The following is a 21,567-nucleotide window of genomic DNA, read 5'->3' on the forward strand; positions in this document are numbered from 1 at the left end:
ATGCTTGTTCATATTTGTTGTAGCGTTGATTCTCATTTTTTTTTACAAGAATTAAAAAAATGCTATCCTGATGAAAAGTTGATAGCCTTTTTTTATGATCCAAATATCCATCCATATAGTGAATATGAATTAAGATATTTAGATGTAAAAAGGAGTTGCAATAAGCTTAAAATAAAACTTTACAAAGGTAATTATGATTATATTACTTGGCTTAATGCAGTTCGTGGCTATGAAGATGAGCCAGAAAAAGGGGCAAGATGCTCTATTTGTTTTGATTTGAGAATTTTAAAAAGCGTAGAATTTGCTAAAAAGCTTGGCGAAACAAAATTAACAACAACTCTTCTTACAAGCCCTAAAAAAGATCTAAAACAACTTGAAGAGGCTTTAAATAAACAATGCACGTTTTATGGTATTAAATTTATAGCTCCTGATTTTAGAAAAAATGGTGGAACACAAAGACAATTTGCTTTAGCTAAAAAAGATATGCTTTATCATCAAAATTATTGCGGTTGTATTTATGGACTTAAAAAGCAAAAAGAAAATAAAAATTTTATTGATGAGTTAATGTGTCCTATTACTAAGCAAATTCTTCCTTCTAGTATAGAAGAGAGAATTTCATTGTATAAAAAAGTTTCTAAATTGGAGCAAAAAGAGATTGCTTTTAAACTTTCAAGGGAAAAATTTTTAAACTATAGACTTTTAAAAGCCTTGATAAAAATTGATAAAAAATTCGTTAAAAGTTATATTTTATTTTATTCTCATTTTAAAAATTCTTATACTAAATTTAGCTTGGAAAAAGACTATGAACAAGTTTATATGAGCTTTAAGGATGAGATAAATTTTTGGGATTTTAATTATTTTAATACTCTGTTGAAAAATAAATTTAAAGATTTTAATGAATTGTTAAATAAGCCATTAAAAATTAAACAAGAAATTTCTTTGCGTCAAAGATTATTAGGTGCTTATAATCTTTCTCCTATTGTTATTTTAGATAAAATTACCAAAGGACGTTATGAAATTTTAGCTCAAAGTGAAATTTATTTTGATACAAGAGAAAAAATTATTTTAATTTAATATCATTTAAATTTTTATGCTTTTATTAGTATTTTTTTTGTAAAATTCAGTTTTTTTGTAATAAATGTATTGAAGGCTTTTAATGATAAATGTATCACAAATTCAAGAAATTTTACCTCATCGTTACCCTTTTTTATTAGTAGATAAAATTACTGATCTTCAAAAGTCGCAAGTAGTTAAAGGTTATAAAAATATTAGCATTAGCGATCCAGTTTTTTTAGGACATTTTCCAGATCATCCTATTTATCCAGGAGTGCTAATTTTAGAAGGTATGGCACAAACTGGAGGGGTTTTAGCTTTTGAAAGTATGGAAGATAAAGTTGATCCTAAAAGTAAAGTGGTGTATTTTACTGGTATAGACGGAGCTAAATTTAGAAATCCAGTGCGACCTGGAGATAGGCTTGATTATGAAATGAGCGTTGTGAAAAATCGTGGAAATTTATGGATTTTTCAAGGAAAAGCTTTTGTAGATGGTATATTGGTTGCAGAAGCAGAACTTAAAGCAATGATAATTGATAAATGAAAAATATTCATCCAAGCGCAGTTATTGAACAAGGGGCTATTTTAGGTGAAAATGTTATTATAGAACCTTATGCTTATATAGGAAAAAATGTAAAGTTAGGCAATAATGTTACTATAAAACAAGGAGCAAGAGTTTTAGCTCATACTAGTATAGGAGATAACTCTACCATTTTTTCTTATGCTATTGTAGGAGATATTCCTCAAGATATTTCTTACAAAAAAGATGAAATTATAAGCGGTGTTAATATAGGTAAAAATTCAGTTATTAGAGAATTTGTAACAATAAATTCAGGAACGCAAAAAGCAAATGGGTTTACAACTATAGGAGATAACGCTTTTATTATGGCATATTGTCATGTTGCACACGATTGTGTTTTAGGAAATAATATTATTTTGGCTAATAATGCAACTTTAGCAGGACACGTTGAATTAGGGGATTATGTTATTGTTGGTGGTTTAACTCCTATTCATCAATTTGTTAAGGTAGGAGAAGGTTGCATGATAGCCGGCGCGTCTGCACTTTCTCAAGATATAGTTCCTTTTTGTTTAGCTGAAGGAAATCGTGCGAGCATTAGAAGTCTTAATTTGGTAGGAATTAGAAGACGTTTTGATAAAGATGAGGTCGAAAGGTTAAATAGGGCTTATAAATTCTTATTTAATAAAGGCAATATTAAAGAAAATGCACAAGAATTATTAGAAAAAAATTTAAGTGAAAATGTAAATAAAATGTGTCAATTTATTTTAGAAACAAAGCGAGGAATACCTATTTATAAAAGGAAAAATAATGGCTAAGAAATGTAGCTTTTGCGATGAAATAGAGAGTTCACAAAGAAGAATACTCTCAAATGAGCATGATGATGCTTTTATTTGCGAGTATTGTGTTGAGGGAGCCTATAGTTTAATCTTTGGCGAAGAGAAGAATTTAAAAGAGGTAAATCAAAAAGAGGATAATTATTTTAAAGATTTAACTCCAAAAGAATTAAAAGCTTATCTTGATCGTTATGTTATAGGACAAGAAAGAGCCAAAAAAGTTTTTAGTGTTGGAGTTTATAATCATTACAAAAGACTTTTTAAAACACATTTAAGTGAGGATGATACAGAGTTATTTAAATCAAATATTTTATTGATAGGTCCTACAGGAAGTGGTAAAACTCTTCTTGCGCAAACTTTAGCAAAATTCTTAGATGTTCCTATAGCTATTTGTGATGCTACTTCTTTAACTGAAGCAGGATATGTAGGGGAGGATGTTGAAAATATTTTAACAAGATTATTACAAGCTGCTGATGGTGATGTAGAGCGTGCTCAAAAAGGAATAGTTTTTATTGACGAAATTGATAAAATTGCAAGAATGAGTGAAAACAGATCAATTACGCGTGATGTAAGTGGAGAAGGGGTGCAGCAAGCTTTGCTTAAAATTATTGAGGGTTCTTTGGTTAATATTCCTCCAAAGGGTGGTAGGAAACATCCAAATCAAGATTTTATCCAAATAGATACTTCTAATATCTTATTTGTTTGCGGTGGTGCTTTTGATGGTATCGAAACAATATTAAAAAGAAAATTAGGCGATAATGTTGTTGGCTTTTTTGATGATAAAAAAGAGAAAAATAAAAATTTAATGGAAAAAATTGAGCCTGATGATCTTGTGCATTTTGGACTTATACCTGAACTTATAGGACGTTTGCATATAATTACTTCCTTAAATGAATTAGATGAGGAAGATATGATAAGGATTTTAACTGAGCCTAAAAATGCTATTATTAAACAATATCAAAAACTTTTTGCCATTGATGGAGTAAGATTAAAATTTGAAGATGATGCTATAAGAGCAATAGCGCATTTAGCCTTAGAAAGAAAAACGGGAGCAAGGGGACTTAGAAGTATTATAGAGGAAATGATGACTGATTTAATGTTTGAACTTCCTGAATATAAAAATTATGATATTATCATCACAAAAGGCGTAGTTTGTGATAATGAAAAAGCTTTACTAATTAAAAAAACAGATAATAAAGGAAAAGAATGATACTTGATCAACTTATAGGATTTTTTTCTAGCGATATGGGAATAGATCTTGGCACGGCTAATACTTTAGTATTGGTTAAGGATAAAGGTATAGTAATCAATGAGCCTTCTGTAGTAGCAGTTGAGCGTGAAAGATATGGAAGTAAGGCTAAAATTTTAGCTGTAGGAAAAGAAGCTAAAGATATGGTAGGGAAAACCCCAGGTAACATAGAAGCCATTCGTCCTATGAAAGATGGAGTAATAGCTGATTTTGATATGACTGAAAAAATGATTCGTTATTTTATAGAAAAAACACATCGTAGAAAATCTTTTTTGCGTCCTAGAATTATTATTTCTGTTCCTTATGGTCTAACTCAAGTTGAAAGAAAAGCTGTTAGAGAGAGTGCTTTAAGTGCTGGTGCTAGAGAGGTATTTTTGATAGAAGAACCAATGGCAGCAGCTATTGGAGCAAATTTACCTATACAAGAACCAAAAGGAAACTTAGTTGTAGATATAGGCGGAGGAACTACTGAAATAGGGGTTATTTCTTTAGGTGGTCTGGTTATTTCAAAATCTATTCGCACTGCTGGAGATAAACTAGATATGAGTATAGTTAATTATGTAAAAGAAAAATATAATTTAATTATAGGTGAAAGGACCGGAGAAGAGATTAAAATTACTATAGGATCAGCTATTCAACTCATGAAAGAATTATCAATGGTTGTTAAAGGGCGCGATCAAGTAAGCGGATTGTTAAGTCGTATAGAACTTACAAGCGAAGATGTAAGAGAAGCCATAAAAGAACAGCTTAAAGAAATAGCAGATGCTTTAAAAATGGTGCTTGAAATGATGCCACCTGATTTAGCTTCAGATATTGTAGAAAATGGAGTTGTTTTAACAGGAGGTGGAGCACTTATTCGAGGACTTGACAAGTATCTAAGCGAGATTGTTCGCCTTCCAGTTTATATAGCTGATGAACCTCTTTTAGCTGTAGCAAAGGGAACAGGTAAAGCTTTGGAAGAAATTTCATTATTACAACAGCTAACTAATGAAGAGTAGAATACGTTATATTTTAATTTTAGCATTTTTAGTTTTTATCTCTTTTTATTATGGGGGAGTTATAAAAAAAAATATTCTTTGGATTAATGATGTAATAATTGGAAATTTTTACAATTTTAAAGAATACGTTTATAATAATATTTCAAAACATTTTAATCAAGCAGAACAGATTTCTTACTTAAAAAAAAGAAATCAAGAGCTTGAAAATTCGAGTATATTGGCTACTACTTTTGCCAATGAACTAAACCGTCTTTTAGAAGATAGAAATTCAACTCAATATTTTCCAAGAATTTCTTTGGTAAGGGCTATATCTTATGTGCAGATTAATGACTATAAAAGAGTATGGCTTGATTTGGTAAAAAATTATGAAAATAAAAATAGAGGTCTTATCTACAAGGGATTTACTGCAGGTATTTCTATAAATAAAGATGGACGCGTTATGGCTTTATTGCAAGGAGATGATCAATGCGTTTTTTCTGTTTATATTGGAAAAGATAAAGCTCCTGGATTGATTCAGGGTCGTAATGGAAAAATATATGTTAATTTTATTCCTAAATGGGCCAAAATTAAAATAGGAGATGAAATCGTCACAAGTGGTCTTGATGGGATATTTTTTGCAGGAATTCCAGTTGGAGTGATTACAAAAATCAATGATGAGGATATGTATCAAAGTGCAGAGATAGATCCATATGCTAAGATAAATATCCCAGCATATTTTTATATAGTAGATAATTTATGATTTATTTTTTAAAGCAATTAAAACACCTTCAATTATTTTTTTAATATCTCCATCTAATATATTATCAACTTGGGAAAAAGCTTTATTGGATCGGTTGTCTTTAACTTGTTGATAAGGAAAAAGTACATAAGATCTAATTTGATGTCCCCATCCTATTTCACTTTTTTCGTTTGAATTATTAGCATCTTGTTGTTTCATAAGTTCTAATTCATAAAGCCTTGATTTTAGCATTTTAAAAGCAGTAGCTTTATTTTTATGTTGGCTTCTATCGTTTTGACATTGCACTACAATTCCACTTGGCATATGAGTTATTCTAACAGCTGATTCTGTTTTATTAACATGCTGACCCCCAGCTCCACTTGCTCTATAATAATCAATTCTTATGTCTTTTTCTTCAATTTCAATCTCAATATCATCATCAAGTTCTGGACTTACCATAACGCTTGAAAAACTCGTATGACGACGTCCAGCACTATCAAAAGGAGAGGTTCTAACCAGACGATGAATTCCATTTTCAGCTTTTAAATAACCATAAGCATTTTCACCCTTAACTAGAAAACTAACATCTTTAAGTCCTGCCTCATCACCTTCTTGAAAATCTAAAGTTTCAACCCTAAAACCTTCTCTTTCGCAAAATCTTAAATACATTCTATAAAGCATACTTGCCCAATCATTACTTTCTGTTCCACCAGCTCCTGGATGAATAGAGACTATGGCGTTTTTATTGTCATTTTCTCCACTTAAAAGCATAGAAATTTCAAGACTTGTGATAGTATCTTCTAGCTTTGGGGCATCATCAAATAAAGATTTTAAAATTTGTTCATCATTTTCGTCATTAGCTAAATCAAAAAGTTCGCTAGCATCATTAACTGCATTGAAAGCATTTTCATAGTTTTTTAACAGATTAGAAATTTTTGTTTTTTCTTTGCCTATAACACCTGCTTGTTTAATATCGCTCCAAAAGCTTGGAGAGTTTTCTAATTTTTCTATTTCTTCAAGACGTTTTTTTATATCATCTGGTTTTATAATAGAGGCGATATTATTAACTTTATTTTTAAGAGTTTTAATAAGTTCATTAAATTCATAATTATCCATAAAATTCTTTCTTGATATTTATAAAATTTTTATAATTTTATCAAAAAATTAAAAATTTTTATTTTAAGTTTTAAATATTTAGTTATTAAATAATACTTGGCAATCGATTTTTTTAAATAAATAAAATTATCTAAAATTATAATTTATTCTTTTTAAATTCTCTCTTCAACCTAGGCACATCTTTGAATATAAATTTGATATACCCCCCCCCATACCAATTTTTATTAGCCTGTATTAAAGCCTCTCCTAATTTATAAGTAAAACATTCTTTTTCTTTTAAGGCTTCATTGTAATCAGGATAAGTTTCTAAACTAGGCAAGGCTAAGTTTGGATCTTGTTTTATTTTTTCTTCATAGATTTTTTGTTCAAATTTATGTTTATCTTTTATATAAGATAATACATAAGGCATTCTTATGAAGCCAAATATACTTTTTGAATTTTCTATTAAAGCTTGTCCTAATTTATAAGATAAGTGATTATGAATTCTTGCTTTTGCTGAATTAAGCTTAGATAGTTGAATCTTTAAGGTATTAATTTGATTTTGCAAGAATGTTTGCTTGATTGGATCCATTCTGCATATATATTCCTCTAATATATCTTTTATAAATACAACATTAGGATATAGGTGGGTAAAATCTAAAGTTTTTTTTATGACAATATCATTTAGATTATTATCAATTGTAATGCTATCATAATTCTTGATTAGCATAACCGAAATTATATCATAATAATTAACTTTACCTTCTTCGTGAAGATATAAATGTGTATAATTATCTATTTTGTTATTTTCATAAAAATTCATAAAAGCATTGTAGTGATAAGAAGTTCCAAAAATATATTTAAAATTTTTACCTTTTAATATAAGACTTGATGTAGTATTTAAATAATCCTCCCATGGTTTACCTTTTAGTCTTAAATCTCCATGAGTCCAAGAGTGTACAGCAATTATGCTATATCCGACAAGATTTAGAGGAAATATTAATTTATCGCCTTTTTGTATTCTATAGCATATTTCTTTGTGAAGCAAATCGGATATTTTTAGTTTTCTGTTTTTGCTATCATAGTTATAAAATTCATAAGGATATAAAATTTTAATATCATAATCATATTTAAATTGATTTTTTAAAGGTAATGCAAAATTATCAAAATTAAATTCAGCAATATTTTTTCCAAGTTGATGCATAATAGAAAACATTTGGTGTCTAGTTTCTGGCATATTATCCATATAAAATTTCATAATATTTTTAGATAAATATAGTTGTTGAACATCTATCAAATTAAAATTAAATTTATTACAGCAATATCTATGACCATTGTTAATTTTTTCGACCATAGTCAACAAATTTTCATTTTCTAGAAGAGGGAGTAAAAGAACCAATATTTTTTTATTCAATTTTGATAACTCTTGATAAGTTAGAAATATATTTTTAAGAATTTGCTTTTCATAATATAAATTAGAAAATTGGACATTTTGCACTACATCAATAATATTAGATTCAATGATAATCAAATCTGCTTTTTTAATATTCTCATAATTAGACTTCTTGTGTATTGCATAACAAATATGTAATATACTGGCGCCCCCCAAAGATAAATTTTTTAAATTAATATTTTTTTGATTTAAGCCAGCTCTTAGGCCATTGAAAATTAAAGAATTGCTAGCTCCAATTAAAATTACATTTTTCATATAAAAACCTTAATTAGTTTAATTTTGATAAAAGTTTATTCTATTGATATTTTAATTAAGATATTCTATAATTATATAGAAATTGATTATTTTATTAAAAGGTATTACTTTAATGAAACAGAAAATTCAAACTTTAATAATAAATGCATTACTTAATTATGGAAATGATTATGAAATTGAAGAATTAAAATCTGTCAATTCTGAAACAAAACTTTATAATGGGCTAGGTGGATGTTTGGATTCTTTAGCTTTAGTTAGCTTAGTTTCAGATTTAGAAGAAATGTTAAGTGAAGAGTTTAATAAAGAGATTATCTTGGCAGATGAAAAAATGATGAGTTCTAAAAATTCTCCATTTAAAGACGTGAATTCTTTAGCAGAATATATTGTACAAAAAATTGAAGAATAAGATGCAAAAAATTATTGTTATAACTGGAACTAGAAAAGGTATAGGTAAAGAGCTTAGTGAACATTACTTAGAAAAAAATTATATTGTTTGTGGGTGTTCAAGAGGTAAGACTAGCATAAATCATCTAAACTATAGACATTTTGAATTAGATGTTAGTGATGAAATATCAGTTGTTAATATGATTAGAAATATCAAAAAAGAATTTAAAAAAATAGATATATTAATTAATAATGCAGGCATAGCCTCAATGAATCATTTATTAACAACTCCCCATAAAAGTGTAGAAAATATTTTTAATACTAATTTTTTTGGTAGTTTTTTATTTATAAGAGAAGTAGCTAAAATTATGAGTCAAACTTATAAAAAGGAAAATATTTCTATGCCATATAGAATTATTAATTTTTCCACAGTAGCTACTCCTTTAAGATTAGAAGGTGAAGCTATATATGCTGCTTCAAAAGCAGCTATTTGTAGTCTTACTCAAATTTGTGCCAAAGAATTAAGTCCTTTTGGTATCACTTGTAATGCCATAGGCCCTACTCCGGTTCCAACAGATCTTATAAAAAATGTCCCTAAAAATAAAATTGATGATTTGTTAAATAAACAAGCTATAAAAAGATTTGGTGAAGTTAAAGATGTGATTAATGTTATTGATTTTTTTATAGATGAAAAGAGTAATTTTCTGACAGGGCAAATTCTTTACTTGGGTGGTGTTAATGGCTGAATTTAATAATAATTTTTTAAAAAAGATATTTAATTTAGAATACCAAGATCATCATGCTTTAATTTATGAAAATAAATATTATACTTATAAACAATTGCGCGAAAATACTCTTGATAAAATTGAAATTTTAAAAAGTAATGCTAATAGTAAATTAATAGTAATTATAGGAGATTATGATTGCGATAGCGTAGCTCTGCTCTTAGCTTGTATAGAATTAAACAAAATTGCTATTCCTTTAATTGATGAAAAAGAAATTGATAATAAATTAAAAGAAATCAATTGCGATATCCTATTTAAGTATGGACAGATAAGTTTTAATAATCAACAAAATGATTTAGGTCAACATAGAATTATTGAAAAATTAATAAGTCAAAATAAGGCAGGTTTAATTTTGTTTTCGAGTGGTAGCACTGGAAAACCGAAAGTGATTGTCCATGATTTACAAAGAATGCTTAATTTTTATATTGACAAAAAATACAAATATATCAATATACTTCTTTTTTTAATGTTTGATCATATTGGTGGATTAAATACTTTATTAAATTGTTTAAGCATGAATGCTTGTGGTATAGCAGTAAAAGATAGAAAAAATGTTAATTTATTGGCAAAAAGTATAGAAAAGTATAAAATATCGCTATTACCGGCTTCTCCATCTTTACTTAACTTATTCTTAATTTCTAATATGGCCGAGCAATATGATTTAAGTTCTTTAAGACTAGTTACTTATGGAACTGAGAAAATGCCTGAAACTTTATTGGAAAAATTAAAAATAGCATTTCCCAAGGTTAAATTTCTTCAAACATTTGGAACAAGTGAAATAGGCATAACTCAAACAAAAAGTTATAAAGATTTTATTAAGCTCGAAAATGTTGATTATAAAATTATTGATAATGAACTTTTTATAAAGAGTAATACTCAAAGCTTAGGTTATTTAAATGCTGATAATTCTGTTTTCGATAATGAAGGATATTTCAGAACTGGAGATTTAGTTGAAGTTACTCATGAAAATGGTGAAGAATATATTAAAATCATAGGTAGAAACAAAGAAATGATTAATATTGGTGGAGAGAAAGTTTTACCCCAAGAAGTTGAAGGTGTGATTTTACAAATTCCTTTTATTCAGGACTGTTTAGTATATTCTCAAAAAAATCCTATCACTGGGCAAGCAGTATGCGCTAAAATAGTTTTAAAGCAAGAAAAAATATTAAGCCCTTTGGAACTTAAAAAGCAAATTAGATTATTTTGTAAAGATAAGTTAGCAAATTATAAAATTCCTATTAAAATAGAGATTGTTGAAAGACTAGAATTTAGTGAAAGATTTAAAAAAATAAGAAAATATTGATTTTTTAAGTTATATTTTTAAAAAAATATAAACTTATTTATTCTTTTTAAATTCTCTCTTCAACCTAGGCACATCTTTGAATATAAATTTGATATACCCCCCCCCCATACCAATTTTTATTAGCCTGTATTAAAGCCTCTCCTAATTTATAAGTAAAACATTCTTTTTCTTTTAAGGCTTCATTGTAATCAGGATAAGTTTCTAAACTAGGCAAGGCTAAGTTTGGATCTTGTTTTATTTTTTCTTCATAGATTTTTTGTTCAAATTTATGTTTATCTTTTATATAAGATAATACATAAGGCATTCTTATGAAGCCAAATATACTTTTTGAATTTTCTATTAAAGCTTGTCCTAATTTATAAGATAAGTGATTATGAATTCTTGCTTTTGCTGAATTTGGATTTATCATGGTAAGTTTAGGCATTATTGCATTTATTTTTATACCCATTTGTTTGGCTAGTTTTTTATTTTGTAATTTTTTAAAGATTAAATCTTGCTCTAGGTTTGCTAATTCTAAGTTCGTTTTTTGGTTAATTTTTAAATTTTGCTGACTTAGATCAGAAATTTGTTTTTGCAAAGGAGCTAATTTTCTTGAATCCATTATGGCGCAATACTCATCAATAATTTCTTTATAAAATTTTATAGGTGGGATTAAATGATTAAAATCATATTCTTTTTTTATTGTTATTTTTTCATAAGCTAGAATTTCAAAATTTGTGGTTTGAGAATAAGGAATATAATCATTTTTAACAAGAAAAAAACTAATAAAATTCATACTAGAATTTAAAAGTGGTTTAAATTTCATATTAGGTTTTATGCTTAAATCATCAAAGTGGGTAAAATTGGTAAAACCAAGACGAGAAAAGTTAATTCCCCATTCTATCTCTTTTTTATTTATAAATTTAAATTTGCCTTTAGAATCCCAAAAATGAATCCCTATGATTTTATAATCATTATATTTTTGATCAATTTCTAATTCATCATCGTGATCTATAAATAAACATTCTTCTTTAAAGCTTGAATTTTCTTTGATGAAGCACTCTTTAGAAAGTTTTTTACTAAAATATTTAGCTTTAATAATTTTAAAAGTAGGATTATTATAAGGAAAATTATTTTTTTTAGGTTCTAAAAACTTATGAAAATTATTTGCTATATTTTCTCCTAAAGTTCTCATAACAAAATCAAAATCATGAGCACCATCTCTTAGGGCTTGAAAAGTATAAAGTAAATTGGTTTTGATATAAAATTCTTGCAAATCTATAACATTGAAACCATATTTATTAGCTAGTTTTTTATGAAAATTATTAATACTTTTTATACATATTTCATTCAACCAAGTTTGAGGAGTGGGAGTTATAAAAACTATAATTTTTTTATTTAAATGAAAAAGCTCTTTATAAAACCAATCAATAATTTCAAAAGAATATTTTAAACTGTTTATATTATTATATATTCCTATATCATTGACATTGGAAGAAGTTATGATTAAATCAGAGTTTTTTAAAATTTCATAATTCCTTTTTAATTCATAAAGGTTTTGTAAAGCTGAAGTTTCTCCAAGAGCAAGATTACTTACTTTAAATCCTTTTTTTCTTAAACCTACTTGAATACCATTAACCATTACAAAAGCACTGCCACCAAGTAAAACTATATTTTTATTTAACATTAAATTTCTCACTAATCTTTGATATAATTTTGGCGTCGGATTATATCAAAAAAAAAAAAAATAAAAGTAGGGAAAATGCCAAAACTTTATCTTTTATCTTTGGGTTGTAATAAAAATTTAGTTGATAGTGAAATTATGCTAGGTCGTTTAAGCGAGTATGAAATTTGTGATGAACCAAATAAAGCAGATGTGATTATTGTTAATACTTGTGGGTTTATTGAAAGTGCTAAAAAAGAAAGTATAGAAGCGATTTTAAATTTACATGAACAAAGAAAGAAAAATTCCCTTTTAGTGGTTACAGGTTGTTTGATGCAACGCTACCGCCAAGAGCTTATGAAAGAACTTCCAGAAGTTGATCTTTTCACAGGCGTGGGTGATTATGAAAGAATTGATGAGATGATACTAAAAAAAACAAATTTATTTTCAAGTTCAACTTATTTGCAAAGTGAAAATTCTAAACGCATTATCACAGGATCAAATTCTCATGCTTTCATAAAAATCGCCGAAGGATGTAATCAAAATTGTTCTTTTTGTGCTATCCCAACTTTTAAGGGCAAACTAAAATCACGTGAAATTTCAAGCATAGTAAAAGAAGTTGAAGATTTAGTAAAAAAAGGTTACAAGGATTTTTCTTTTATTGCTCAGGATACAAGCTCGTATTTATATGATAAAGGGCAAAAAGATGGACTTATTCATTTGATCGAAGAGATAGAAAAGATAGAAGGCATAAAAGCAGCTAGAATTTTATATCTTTATCCTACAAGTGTGAGCAAAATTTTAATACAACGCATTATTGACTCTAAGATTTTTGTGAATTATTTTGATATGCCTTTACAACATATCAGTGATAATATGCTTAAAGTTATGAGAAGAGGAATGAATTCTGAAAAACTTAAAGAAATATTAACTTTAATGAGAAATGCTAAAGATAGCTTTTTAAGAACAGGTTTTATTGTAGGACATCCTGGTGAAAGCGATGAAGATTTTAATGAGCTTTGTGAATTTGTAAAAGATTTTGGTTTTGATAGAATAAGTGTTTTTGCTTATTCTAAAGAAGAGGATACCGCTGCTTTTAATATGGAGCAAATTCCTTTTAAAACTATAAATTCAAGACTTAAAAAAATAGAAAAAATTGTAGATAAAGTGATAAATGAGAGTTTTAAAAAAGAAGTAGGTAAGAGACGCTTAGTGGTTTGCACAGGAGAAAGTAGCGAGGGTGAATTTTTTATTGCTGGAAAAGATTTAAGATGGGATAGGGAAATTGATGGAGAAATCCTTATCAATGAAAGCGAATGTGGAAATTTAGAAATGGGGCAAATTTATGAGTGTGAAATTTTACAAAGCGTTGATAAAAAACTTATTGCAAAAGCTTTGAAAAAATATGCAGATTAAAGAGGAAATTTTAGAATTTTTAAGAAAAGGTAAAAATTTATTAGCTTTTTCTTATGGAAGTGATTCTACCGCACTTTTTTATTTTTTGATGCAAGAAAAAATTGAATTTGATCTTGCTATGATCAATTATAAAACAAGAAAAAATAGCGATTTAGAAGAAGATGAAGCTAAAAAACTTGCTTTTAAATTTAATAAACAAATTTTTACTATTTCAGCTCCCTTTTTTAAAAATAATTTCGAGCAAAATGCAAGAACTTTTCGTTATGATTTTTTTGAAAAGATTTGTTTTAAATATCATTATAATAATCTCATTTTAGCTCATCATTTAAACGATCAACTAGAATGGTTTTTAATGCAGCTTTCGCGTGGAGCAGGGGTGATAGAGCTTTTAGGAATGAGTGAATTTGAAAAATGTAAAAATTATAATCTCTTGCGCCCTTTGCTCTTTACTTCTAAAAATAAAATTTTAAGCTTTTTAAATAAAGAAAATATCAAATACTTTAATGATGAAAGCAATGAAAATGAAAAATATTTTAGGAATTATATTAGAAAGCATTTTTCAAATGATTTTGTAAAGGAATTTGAAGAAGGTTTAAAAAAAAGTTTTAAGTATATTCAAAAAGATAAAGAAAAACTTTTTGATATAGAAAAAATAAAAGAATTTAAAGATCTTTTAATTTGCCCAAGAGATGAAGGCTATATTGCAAAGGCTGTAAAAATTCAAGGAATTGTTTTAAGTGCAGCCCAAAGAAAAGAGGCTTTAAAGGGTAATTGTATTTTAGGTGGAAAAATAGGTGTGGTTTATAAAGATAAAAGTGCTATTGTATTTAAGCACGAAATTTGTGAAAAATTACCTAAAAAATTTAAAGAAGAATGTAGAATTTTTAAAATCCCAAGGCTTTTAAGGGCTTATTTATATAATCATCATATAAGCCCTTCAGATTTTATTTTGCAATTTTAAAATTCTTTGATAACTTAGATGAGTAAGAAAAATTATAAAAAAAACTTGTAAAAATATACCCAAAAGCGGTAAAGTTGAAAGCAAATAAAAACAAAGTGTGCTGAATTTAAACTCTAAAGGAGAGAATTTATTTTGAAAAAAATTAAAATTTTCCCTGTCTAAAACAGAGCTTGTAACATCTAATATTAAAAGTTTATGAAATAGATAATAAAATACAAGATAATAAATAAAAAGATTTATAAAAGGTAAAAATAAAAAAAGAGTACATAGCATAAAAAATGCTATAAATTTTAGAAATATTTTTAAAAATTCAAAAATGATTTTTATAAAAGAAATTTCATTTTTTATTTCATAATGATAATATTTTGAGTTGATTTCTTTAACAATAAAAGGTGTTAAAAAAGATGTGATAAAAAGTGCTAAAAAAACAGAAGCAAAAATAATAACAAGACTAGAAAATAAAATACTTATAATCGCTATAATAACCTGCATAAAATGAAAAGCATAAAGCCATGCCCAAAAAGAATTTTCATCTATACTAAATAAGGTATTAAAATAATTAAATAAGAATGAAAATCCAAAAATAACTAAAATACTTACAAATAAAAAACTAAAAAGAAGTGGAATAAAAGCATATTTTAAAAATTTAATACTTAAAAAATCTTTTAAGGCAAGTTTAAAAATGAGCATTATTTGACTTTTTTATAGTATTCTTCAAGACTTTGATAGATTTCTTTATAATCAAATTTATTCTCTAAAATTTCATTTAAAATTTCGTTATCTTCTTTACCATTCCAATTTTTTTTATAACTTCCTTCTTTATAACCATGTTCTTGTCTAAAGATATTTAAAATGTTTTTACCTATATAAGTTTTATAAAGACTTTCTAAATTTAAACCACACTTAATAGCTAAAGCAAAATAATTTGATAAAAGAGTATATAAGCGTAGATTAAAACCACTACACTCATGAATTAGTAATTCAATGTCATTTAAAATATTATAAGTATCGCTCTCATTAGGCTTCATTTTTTCTTTAGAAAAGTCTTGAAAAATACTTATAGAGCTAATTTCCATAGCAATATTGTTATAATTTTTGTCGTTTTTATACTTTTCAAGTAAAAGACTAAGAATAAAATGCCAAATATCTACTAGTTCAATATGGACATTATTCCAGTCAGTTGATGAGGCGATATTTTTCCAATGCTTCCAAGCAAAGGAGTCTATAAGCTCTGCACATTCCATATAAATACAACGCCTCCAACTTATAAGCTTGCCTTCTTTAGTATAACCATTTTCCCATCCAATACCATTTGTTTCATCATTTAGTTTTTGTTGAAGTTCTAACATATTTTTTAGTATTTCTATTGTCTGCATAATTTTCTTTCTTAAATTTTTATATAATTATACTAAAAAATATATTTTAAATTTTTGAAAGTAAATAATGCAAAAAGAGTTAATTTTAGCCTCAAGAGATGATGGGTTAGGAGAAAGATTAAGAGCTATTTTGAATGCACTTTATATTGCTAAGCGTTTGAATTTTGATTTTGGTTTTATATGGCACCCTTTAAATGCTAGTGAAACTGAAGTAGCTAAAAATAAATTAGCTCCTGTTGTTGTTCCTTGTGTAGACGAAATTTTTTCTAAAGAATTTATACAAAAGTATTCTTATAATGGTATTTTTGAAAATCGTATGGATGAATTTGGCAAATTTAAGAGAAAAAGCATAAATTCTTTAAAAGATACAAAAGTTTTAAATTTCCCAATTCACGCTACACAAAAGCGTCTTGATACAATTTTTAATGATTTAGATACTAAAGAATATAAATTAAATTTGATTAAAATCTGGCAAGAGCTTGATTTTGCTCCTAAAATAAAAGAAATTTTAAAAAAAGCTGAAGAAAAAATTATAAATTTAAAAGAAAATATAACAACGAGTGATAAGATTTGTGTTTTACATATAAGAGCAGGAGATGCTATTTTTTTAAATGAATTTCAAAGACAAATTATAAGGCCCAATATTTTTGCAAGAGCTCTTAATTTTACTCTTGCTATAGAGATTATCAATAAAGAATTAAAAAATAATAATGCCATTATAGTTTTTAGCGATGATTTATCTTTGCTTGAATGTTTTAAAAATGAACTTCCAACTTTATTAAATCTTAATCAAACACAAAAAAAGAAATTATTTTTTTCTATAGATTTTTGTGACGAAAAAGATTATGCTTATAAAGCTTTATATGAAAATGCTTTAATGTCTTGGAGTGATAAAATTTATTATACTAAAACTTCAGGTTATGCAAATTTGGCTGTTTTAACTGGAAAATATAAAGAAGATATTGGAATTTATGAGTATTTTAGCAATGAAGATCAATATGAAATTATTCAAAAATATTTAGATCAAATCAATGTTCATTCTTTTCATAAATCTTTTGTTTGTTTTCATGGTTTTAGACTTGCTAAAATTTTAAAAAAGTCTTTAGAGGAGATAAAATTTTGGCTTAAAAAAGCCCATTTTTATAATCCAAATAACGATGCCTTTCATCTTTTATGGATAGAAATTCTATTTAAAGAAAAGCGAATTAAAGAAGTAAATGAGTATATTGCAAATTTGCTTATACAAAGAGAAAGTGCATTTTTAGAGACTTTATTTTGTGATAATACAAGATATTATTATGATTTTATGTTTGATTATTTTTTAAAGTATGCTAAAAAAGGTTTTGAAAATATTGATTATATCGCAAGTGCGATCGCTTTAAATTTGGGTTGCAAAGAACTTTTTGAATTTTATTTTAAGGATATTAAAGGAAAATTTAACACACCTTTTGATTTTGGAAAAAATTTAGGTGCTGAGTTTTTAATGAAAAATCATTTAAGCTATAAATTAGGCGAGGCTATGGTAAAAAACTCTTTTGCCTTAAAAACCTTGCTTAAAAATCCTTTGGATTTATTGATAATATATTTACAGTTTAAAAAAGATAAATTTAAGCATATTAGATCTTTATCTTCTTATAAAGATCATGAAAAGGCTTTAAAATTTGTAAAAGTTCATCCTTATTATAAAATAGGTTATGCTTTAATCAAAGCGCAAAAAACTTGGCATAAGGATGGATATTTTATTTTTATAAAAGAGCTTAAAAAATTGCTAAAGAATACAAAGAAGAAAGAAAAAAATTAAAGAGAAATTTATAATATATTTTTAAATTAAAAACAATAATCAACTCACAAACTCTTGCCTTAAGCAAGAGTATTAAGCATAAAGATTAAGATTATTTTCTGTGTTATTTTTATTTTCTTTGGCTATTTCTTGTTGTTTTTCAAGTTGTTTTTTCATTTGTTCTAAAACTTCATTTAAAAGCTTTTTACTATCTTCAAGCATTGAAGCATTTGTTTCTGTGCTTGGAGTTTGATTTTTATTAAGTAAATTTTGCAATTTGTTGGTAAAATTGTTCATAATAGCATTTTGATGATTCTCATCATTTGGAGTTGGCAAGACATTTGCTATTTGCATTGCACTAGTAATAAGTTCTTTTGGGTTTAACTCTCCTACTTTACTTTTACTTAAGAAATCTTGTATCATTGGTTCAACTTCTTTCATAGCATCTTTGATTTCATTTAAATCATTTTGAGTAAGTTTTGAACCTTCAAAGCTAAAACTAAAACCATATTGACGTTTTAAATTTAAATTTTTACCTTCTTCGTTATTATAGTTTATACTTTGGTTATCATACATAGAAAAAGTAAGATGCTTACCGCTTTTTGTCGTATAATCCATAGAAAAATTTTGACTTTTACTTGCACTAAGTTCCATTTTGAACTCCTTTTATAGTGGACTTTAGTTTTAGATCGGATTTTTTTAAATTTATTTTAGTATAATTTTCTATGGATCAAAGAATTATAGATTTTTTACAAAATAATGAAATTTTAAGTTTTGCAATGCAAGATAGCGAAGAAGTTTATATTGCTAATGCTTTTTATGTTTTTGATACTTTTGATTTTTCTTTTATCATCGCTTCTGATCAAAGCACCAAACATATAAAACTTTCTATTATTAACCCTTGTGTGGCAGTGAATGTTTATCAAGGTAAAAAAATTGCTTTATTAAAAGGAGTTCAAATAAAGGCTAAATTCATAAATGCTACCAAAGAACAAGAAAAGCTTTATTATCAAAAATTTCCTTTTGCAAAATTTCAAAAAGGTATAAGAATTTATGCTTTATATATTTTATGGACTAAATTCACTGATAATACCTTAATGTTAAATAAAAAAATTGAATTTCAAAGAAATTGATTAACAAAAAATATATTATAATTTTTTAAAATTTATAAAATAGAGAAAATAGATGTTAAATGTTATTTATGCTCTTTTTTTTAGAGAGTTAAAAACAAGATTTGGTGCAAACAGACATTTGGGATATATTTGGGTTGTAGGGGAGCCCATGTCTGTTATTTTGGTTATTACAACAATTGTAACTATTATTAGAGAGTATCATCATCAAGTAATGCCAGAAGGAATTTCTATTTTTATGTTTTTAATTTCTGGTATTATGCCCTTTTTTATGTTTAGAAGTATAGCCAATCAACTTATGAATGGCGTAGGGGCAAATTTAGCTTTATTTGCTTATAAACCTGTAAAACCAATTCATGTATTTATTGCTAGGACTTTGCTTGAATTTTGTATTTATTTTGTGATTTTTATCGTTGTTTTATTTTTTGCGGGTTGGTTTTTTCATTTAAATGTTTTGCCAAGACATTTATTAGATGTTGCTTTTTGTATTTTTTTATTGATGTGCTCAGGTTTTGCACTAGGAATTTGTTTTGCGATTATTTATCATTTTTTTGAACCTTTAAGAACTTTACTTACTTATTTTAGTATTGTTTTTTATTGGACCTCGGGTATTGTTTTTCCTACTTGGCTTATGCCTAAACCTTTACTTGATGTGTTTTATTATAATCCTTTGCTTCATATTATGGAGCTTTTAAGGTATAATTTTTTTGATAATTATCCTTTATATGAAGATTGTAATTATGAGTATCCTATTTTTTGTATAGCTATTGTACTTTTTATAGGATTATTTTTTTATTATTACAATAGACAAGCTCTAACAGCAGCGAAAAGACAATGATAAAGCTTATAAATTTAACTAAATCTTATCCTTTATTTAATGGTCAAAGGCATTATATTTTTAGAGATTTTACTTTTGAATTTCCTGAAAATTGTAGTATTGGTTTAATGGGTTATAATGGAGCTGGAAAATCAACACTTATGAGACTTTTAAGTGGTGCTGAGCTTCCAGATAGTGGAAAAATTATAACTAATAAAAAGTTATCTTGGCCTTTAGGATTAAATGGTGCTTTTCAGGGTTCTTTAACTGCTAGAGATAATGTTAAATTCGTAGCAAGGGTTTACGGTTATAGAGGAGAGAAACTTAAAGAAAAAATTAAATTTGTAGAAGAATTTGCAGAACTTGGAAAATTCTTTAATGAACCTATGAAAACTTATTCTTCAGGTATGCAAGCTAGAATTGCTTTTGGGCTTAGTATGGCGTTTGACTTTGATTATTATTTAATTGATGAAGCTGGAGCGGTTGGAGATCCGAAATTTAGAGAAAAAAGTATAAAACTTTATAGAGAGAAATTAAGCCAATCTAAAGTTATTATGGTTTCTCATAATATTGCCGAAATTAAACAATGGTGTGATAAAATTATTTTTATGGAAAATGGAAAAATTACAGTTTATGATGATATCGAAGAAGGTATAGCTGTTTATCAAGGAAAAGCTTAATGGAAGAAAAGAAAAGTTTGTTAGAAAAAATTAAAGATTTAAGTATATTTGATTCTTTTAAAATCGTTTGGTTTTTAATGATTTTTGTTGTGATTTATTATATTTTAATAGCAGCTAATCGTTATGTAACAACTATGAGTTTTGATGTAAGATCAACAAGTAGTGGTAGTATTCAAACAAGTGGAATTTTATCTTTGCTTTCTAGTACTTCTGTGTCAAATGAGGATATTAAATATTTAAAAGGTTATATTTATTCTTCTGATATGCTTAATTTATTGGAACAAAAAATTAAAATAAAAGAACTCTATGCAGATCAAAATATAGATTTATTTTATAAATTATGGGAATCAAGTTCCAATGAAGCTTTTTTAAGATATTATCAAAATCGTATAAAGATCCATACAGATGATAAAACAGGTCTTTTAAATATCGAAGTAGAAGGTTTTACTCCAGAATCCTCATATTTGATTGCAAAAACAATTATGGAAGAGAGCGAAAAATTTGTAAATGAAGTTTCTCATAAAGCAGCAAGAGATCAAATGATATTTGCAGAAAATGAGGTGGTTAAATTTAAAGAAAGACTTCAAAAGGCACAGAATAATTTAATTTCTTTTCAAAATAAATATGGAGTTTTTGATCCTTTAAAACAGGCTGAAAGTAAGGCGAATTTAATTGCACAAATAGAAGCTAATTTAGCACAAAAAGAAGCTAGACTTTTAACTTTACAAAGCTATATGAATGATAGTGCCCCAGAAATTATTACCTTAAAGGCTGAAATTGTAGCAATTAAGAAGCAACTTAATAAAGAGCAAGCTAAAATTTCATCTAATACCTCAAGTAAAAAGTTAAATGATTTAGCAGCTAAATTTCAAGATCTAACTATAGAAGTAGGCTTTGCAGAAGAAGCTTATAAAACAGCTTTGAAAGCTTATGAGAGTGCTAGAATAGAAGCTCTAAGAAAGATAAAACAATTAGTTGTGATACAAAATCCAAGTAAACCCCAAAGTGCAAAGTATCCAGAAAGGATTTATGATATTGTTACAGCATTTATAGTTTTATCTTTAGCATATGGGATTCTTAAATTTGTTAAAATGATTATAGAGGAGCACAAATACTAAA

At 26.6% G+C, this 21,567-nt stretch carries 22 protein-coding genes; 16 read left to right on the top strand and 6 right to left on the bottom strand.

The features are described from left to right. From CNZW441b_RS01630 to mreC, 6 genes are all read left to right on the top strand, one after another. Positions 1–1,074: an epoxyqueuosine reductase QueH gene (locus CNZW441b_RS01630; RefSeq protein WP_131165930.1), complete on the top strand. Its 1,074-nt coding sequence runs from the start codon at positions 1–3 to the stop codon at positions 1,072–1,074. A gap of 82 nt (positions 1,075–1,156) precedes the next feature. Beyond that, on the top strand, positions 1,157–1,597 hold the full coding sequence (fabZ, locus tag CNZW441b_RS01635) for a 3-hydroxyacyl-ACP dehydratase FabZ (RefSeq protein WP_131163029.1): 441 nt from the start codon (positions 1,157–1,159) through the stop codon (positions 1,595–1,597). Next, on the top strand, positions 1,594–2,388 hold the full coding sequence (lpxA, locus tag CNZW441b_RS01640; RefSeq protein WP_131163030.1) for an acyl-ACP--UDP-N-acetylglucosamine O-acyltransferase: 795 nt from the start codon (positions 1,594–1,596) through the stop codon (positions 2,386–2,388). The genes fabZ and lpxA overlap by 4 nt, the downstream gene beginning before the upstream one ends. Further along, positions 2,381–3,616 carry an ATP-dependent Clp protease ATP-binding subunit ClpX gene (gene clpX, locus CNZW441b_RS01645; RefSeq protein ID WP_131165931.1) on the top strand — a complete coding sequence of 412 codons (1,236 nt, stop codon included), beginning with the start codon at positions 2,381–2,383 and terminating at the stop codon, positions 3,614–3,616. The genes lpxA and clpX overlap by 8 nt, the downstream gene beginning before the upstream one ends. Further along, entirely contained in the window at positions 3,613–4,653 is a 1,041-nt protein-coding gene (locus tag CNZW441b_RS01650) for a rod shape-determining protein (protein WP_131163032.1), read from the top strand. Before clpX ends, CNZW441b_RS01650 begins: the two co-directional genes overlap by 4 nt. Then, the gene (mreC, locus tag CNZW441b_RS01655) at positions 4,643–5,392 is read left to right on the top strand and encodes a rod shape-determining protein MreC (RefSeq protein ID WP_131165932.1); all 750 of its coding nucleotides are present in this window, start codon (positions 4,643–4,645) and stop codon (positions 5,390–5,392) included. The genes CNZW441b_RS01650 and mreC overlap by 11 nt, the downstream gene beginning before the upstream one ends. Here the strand turns inward: mreC and prfB are convergent. Both prfB and CNZW441b_RS08085 read right to left on the bottom strand, forming a co-directional pair. Beyond that, positions 5,387–6,487: a peptide chain release factor 2 gene (gene prfB, locus CNZW441b_RS01660; protein ID WP_131165933.1), complete on the bottom strand. Its 1,101-nt coding sequence runs from the start codon at positions 6,485–6,487 to the stop codon at positions 5,387–5,389. The two genes, mreC and prfB, sit on opposite strands and share 6 nt — an antisense overlap. Positions 6,488–6,623: 136 nt before the next feature. Further along, positions 6,624–8,174, bottom strand: coding sequence for a hypothetical protein (locus CNZW441b_RS08085; RefSeq protein ID WP_244985439.1), 1,551 nt, complete (start codon positions 8,172–8,174; stop codon positions 6,624–6,626). A gap of 112 nt (positions 8,175–8,286) precedes the next feature. Here CNZW441b_RS08085 and CNZW441b_RS01670 point away from each other — a divergent pair, with 112 nt between their 5' ends. Genes CNZW441b_RS01670 through CNZW441b_RS01680 form a run of 3 tightly spaced genes read left to right on the top strand, consistent with a single transcriptional unit; the run spans position 8,287 to position 10,646 of the window. Then, the gene (locus CNZW441b_RS01670; RefSeq protein ID WP_216681467.1) at positions 8,287–8,580 is read left to right on the top strand and encodes a hypothetical protein; all 294 of its coding nucleotides are present in this window, start codon (positions 8,287–8,289) and stop codon (positions 8,578–8,580) included. Between the two features lies 1 nt (position 8,581). Continuing rightward, entirely contained in the window at positions 8,582–9,304 is a 723-nt protein-coding gene (locus tag CNZW441b_RS01675; RefSeq protein ID WP_216681468.1) for an SDR family oxidoreductase, read from the top strand. Next, positions 9,297–10,646 carry an ANL family adenylate-forming protein gene (locus CNZW441b_RS01680; RefSeq protein ID WP_216681469.1) on the top strand — a complete coding sequence of 450 codons (1,350 nt, stop codon included), beginning with the start codon at positions 9,297–9,299 and terminating at the stop codon, positions 10,644–10,646. Before CNZW441b_RS01675 ends, CNZW441b_RS01680 begins: the two co-directional genes overlap by 8 nt. 64 nt (positions 10,647–10,710) lie before the next feature. On the opposite strand, the gene CNZW441b_RS08090 is transcribed toward CNZW441b_RS01680, so the two are convergent. Beyond that, positions 10,711–12,312, bottom strand: coding sequence for a hypothetical protein (locus CNZW441b_RS08090; protein ID WP_244985440.1), 1,602 nt, complete (start codon positions 12,310–12,312; stop codon positions 10,711–10,713). Between the two features lie 75 nt (positions 12,313–12,387). Here CNZW441b_RS08090 and rimO point away from each other — a divergent pair, with 75 nt between their 5' ends. Together rimO and tilS are read left to right on the top strand one after the other, a co-directional pair. After that, positions 12,388–13,704 (top strand): 30S ribosomal protein S12 methylthiotransferase RimO, encoded by a 1,317-nt coding sequence (gene rimO, locus CNZW441b_RS01690; protein ID WP_216681470.1) that lies wholly within the window; start codon positions 12,388–12,390, stop codon positions 13,702–13,704. Further along, on the top strand, positions 13,694–14,665 hold the full coding sequence (tilS, locus tag CNZW441b_RS01695; RefSeq protein ID WP_131163037.1) for a tRNA lysidine(34) synthetase TilS: 972 nt from the start codon (positions 13,694–13,696) through the stop codon (positions 14,663–14,665). Before rimO ends, tilS begins: the two co-directional genes overlap by 11 nt. Here tilS and CNZW441b_RS01700 read toward each other — a convergent pair. Beyond that, positions 14,642–15,355: an EI24 domain-containing protein gene (locus CNZW441b_RS01700; RefSeq protein WP_131163038.1), complete on the bottom strand. Its 714-nt coding sequence runs from the start codon at positions 15,353–15,355 to the stop codon at positions 14,642–14,644. The two genes, tilS and CNZW441b_RS01700, sit on opposite strands and share 24 nt — an antisense overlap. Continuing rightward, positions 15,355–16,041: a dUTPase gene (gene dut / locus CNZW441b_RS01705; RefSeq protein WP_131163039.1), complete on the bottom strand. Its 687-nt coding sequence runs from the start codon at positions 16,039–16,041 to the stop codon at positions 15,355–15,357. Before dut ends, CNZW441b_RS01700 begins: the two co-directional genes overlap by 1 nt. Before the next feature lie 67 nt (positions 16,042–16,108). Between dut and CNZW441b_RS01710 the strand changes: the two genes are divergently transcribed. After that, positions 16,109–17,842 (top strand): hypothetical protein, encoded by a 1,734-nt coding sequence (locus CNZW441b_RS01710; protein WP_216681471.1) that lies wholly within the window; start codon positions 16,109–16,111, stop codon positions 17,840–17,842. Positions 17,843–17,914: 72 nt separating this feature from the next. Here CNZW441b_RS01710 and ciaI read toward each other — a convergent pair whose 3' ends face one another. Continuing rightward, positions 17,915–18,475 carry an intracellular survival protein CiaI gene (ciaI, locus tag CNZW441b_RS01715; RefSeq protein WP_216681472.1) on the bottom strand — a complete coding sequence of 187 codons (561 nt, stop codon included), beginning with the start codon at positions 18,473–18,475 and terminating at the stop codon, positions 17,915–17,917. A gap of 71 nt (positions 18,476–18,546) precedes the next feature. On the opposite strand from ciaI, the gene CNZW441b_RS01720 reads away from it, so the two are divergent. The 4 genes from CNZW441b_RS01720 to CNZW441b_RS01735 are packed head-to-tail and all read left to right on the top strand — an operon-like array spanning position 18,547 to position 21,566. Continuing rightward, positions 18,547–18,954 (top strand): hypothetical protein, encoded by a 408-nt coding sequence (locus tag CNZW441b_RS01720; RefSeq protein ID WP_200218629.1) that lies wholly within the window; start codon positions 18,547–18,549, stop codon positions 18,952–18,954. Positions 18,955–19,006: 52 nt separating this feature from the next. Further along, positions 19,007–19,789 carry a capsule polysaccharide transporter KpsM gene (gene kpsM, locus CNZW441b_RS01725; RefSeq protein WP_216681473.1) on the top strand — a complete coding sequence of 261 codons (783 nt, stop codon included), beginning with the start codon at positions 19,007–19,009 and terminating at the stop codon, positions 19,787–19,789. Next, complete coding sequence (locus tag CNZW441b_RS01730) at positions 19,786–20,448, top strand: ABC transporter ATP-binding protein (protein WP_216681474.1); 663 nt, start codon at positions 19,786–19,788, stop codon at positions 20,446–20,448. Before kpsM ends, CNZW441b_RS01730 begins: the two co-directional genes overlap by 4 nt. Next, positions 20,448–21,566, top strand: coding sequence for a KpsE/RkpR family capsule polysaccharide export protein (locus CNZW441b_RS01735; protein WP_216681475.1), 1,119 nt, complete (start codon positions 20,448–20,450; stop codon positions 21,564–21,566). The genes CNZW441b_RS01730 and CNZW441b_RS01735 overlap by 1 nt, the downstream gene beginning before the upstream one ends. The last annotated feature ends 1 nt before the right edge of the window (position 21,567 follow it).

The organism is Campylobacter novaezeelandiae (genome assembly GCF_018968685.1).
GTDB lineage: Bacteria > Campylobacterota > Campylobacteria > Campylobacterales > Campylobacteraceae > Campylobacter_D > Campylobacter_D novaezeelandiae.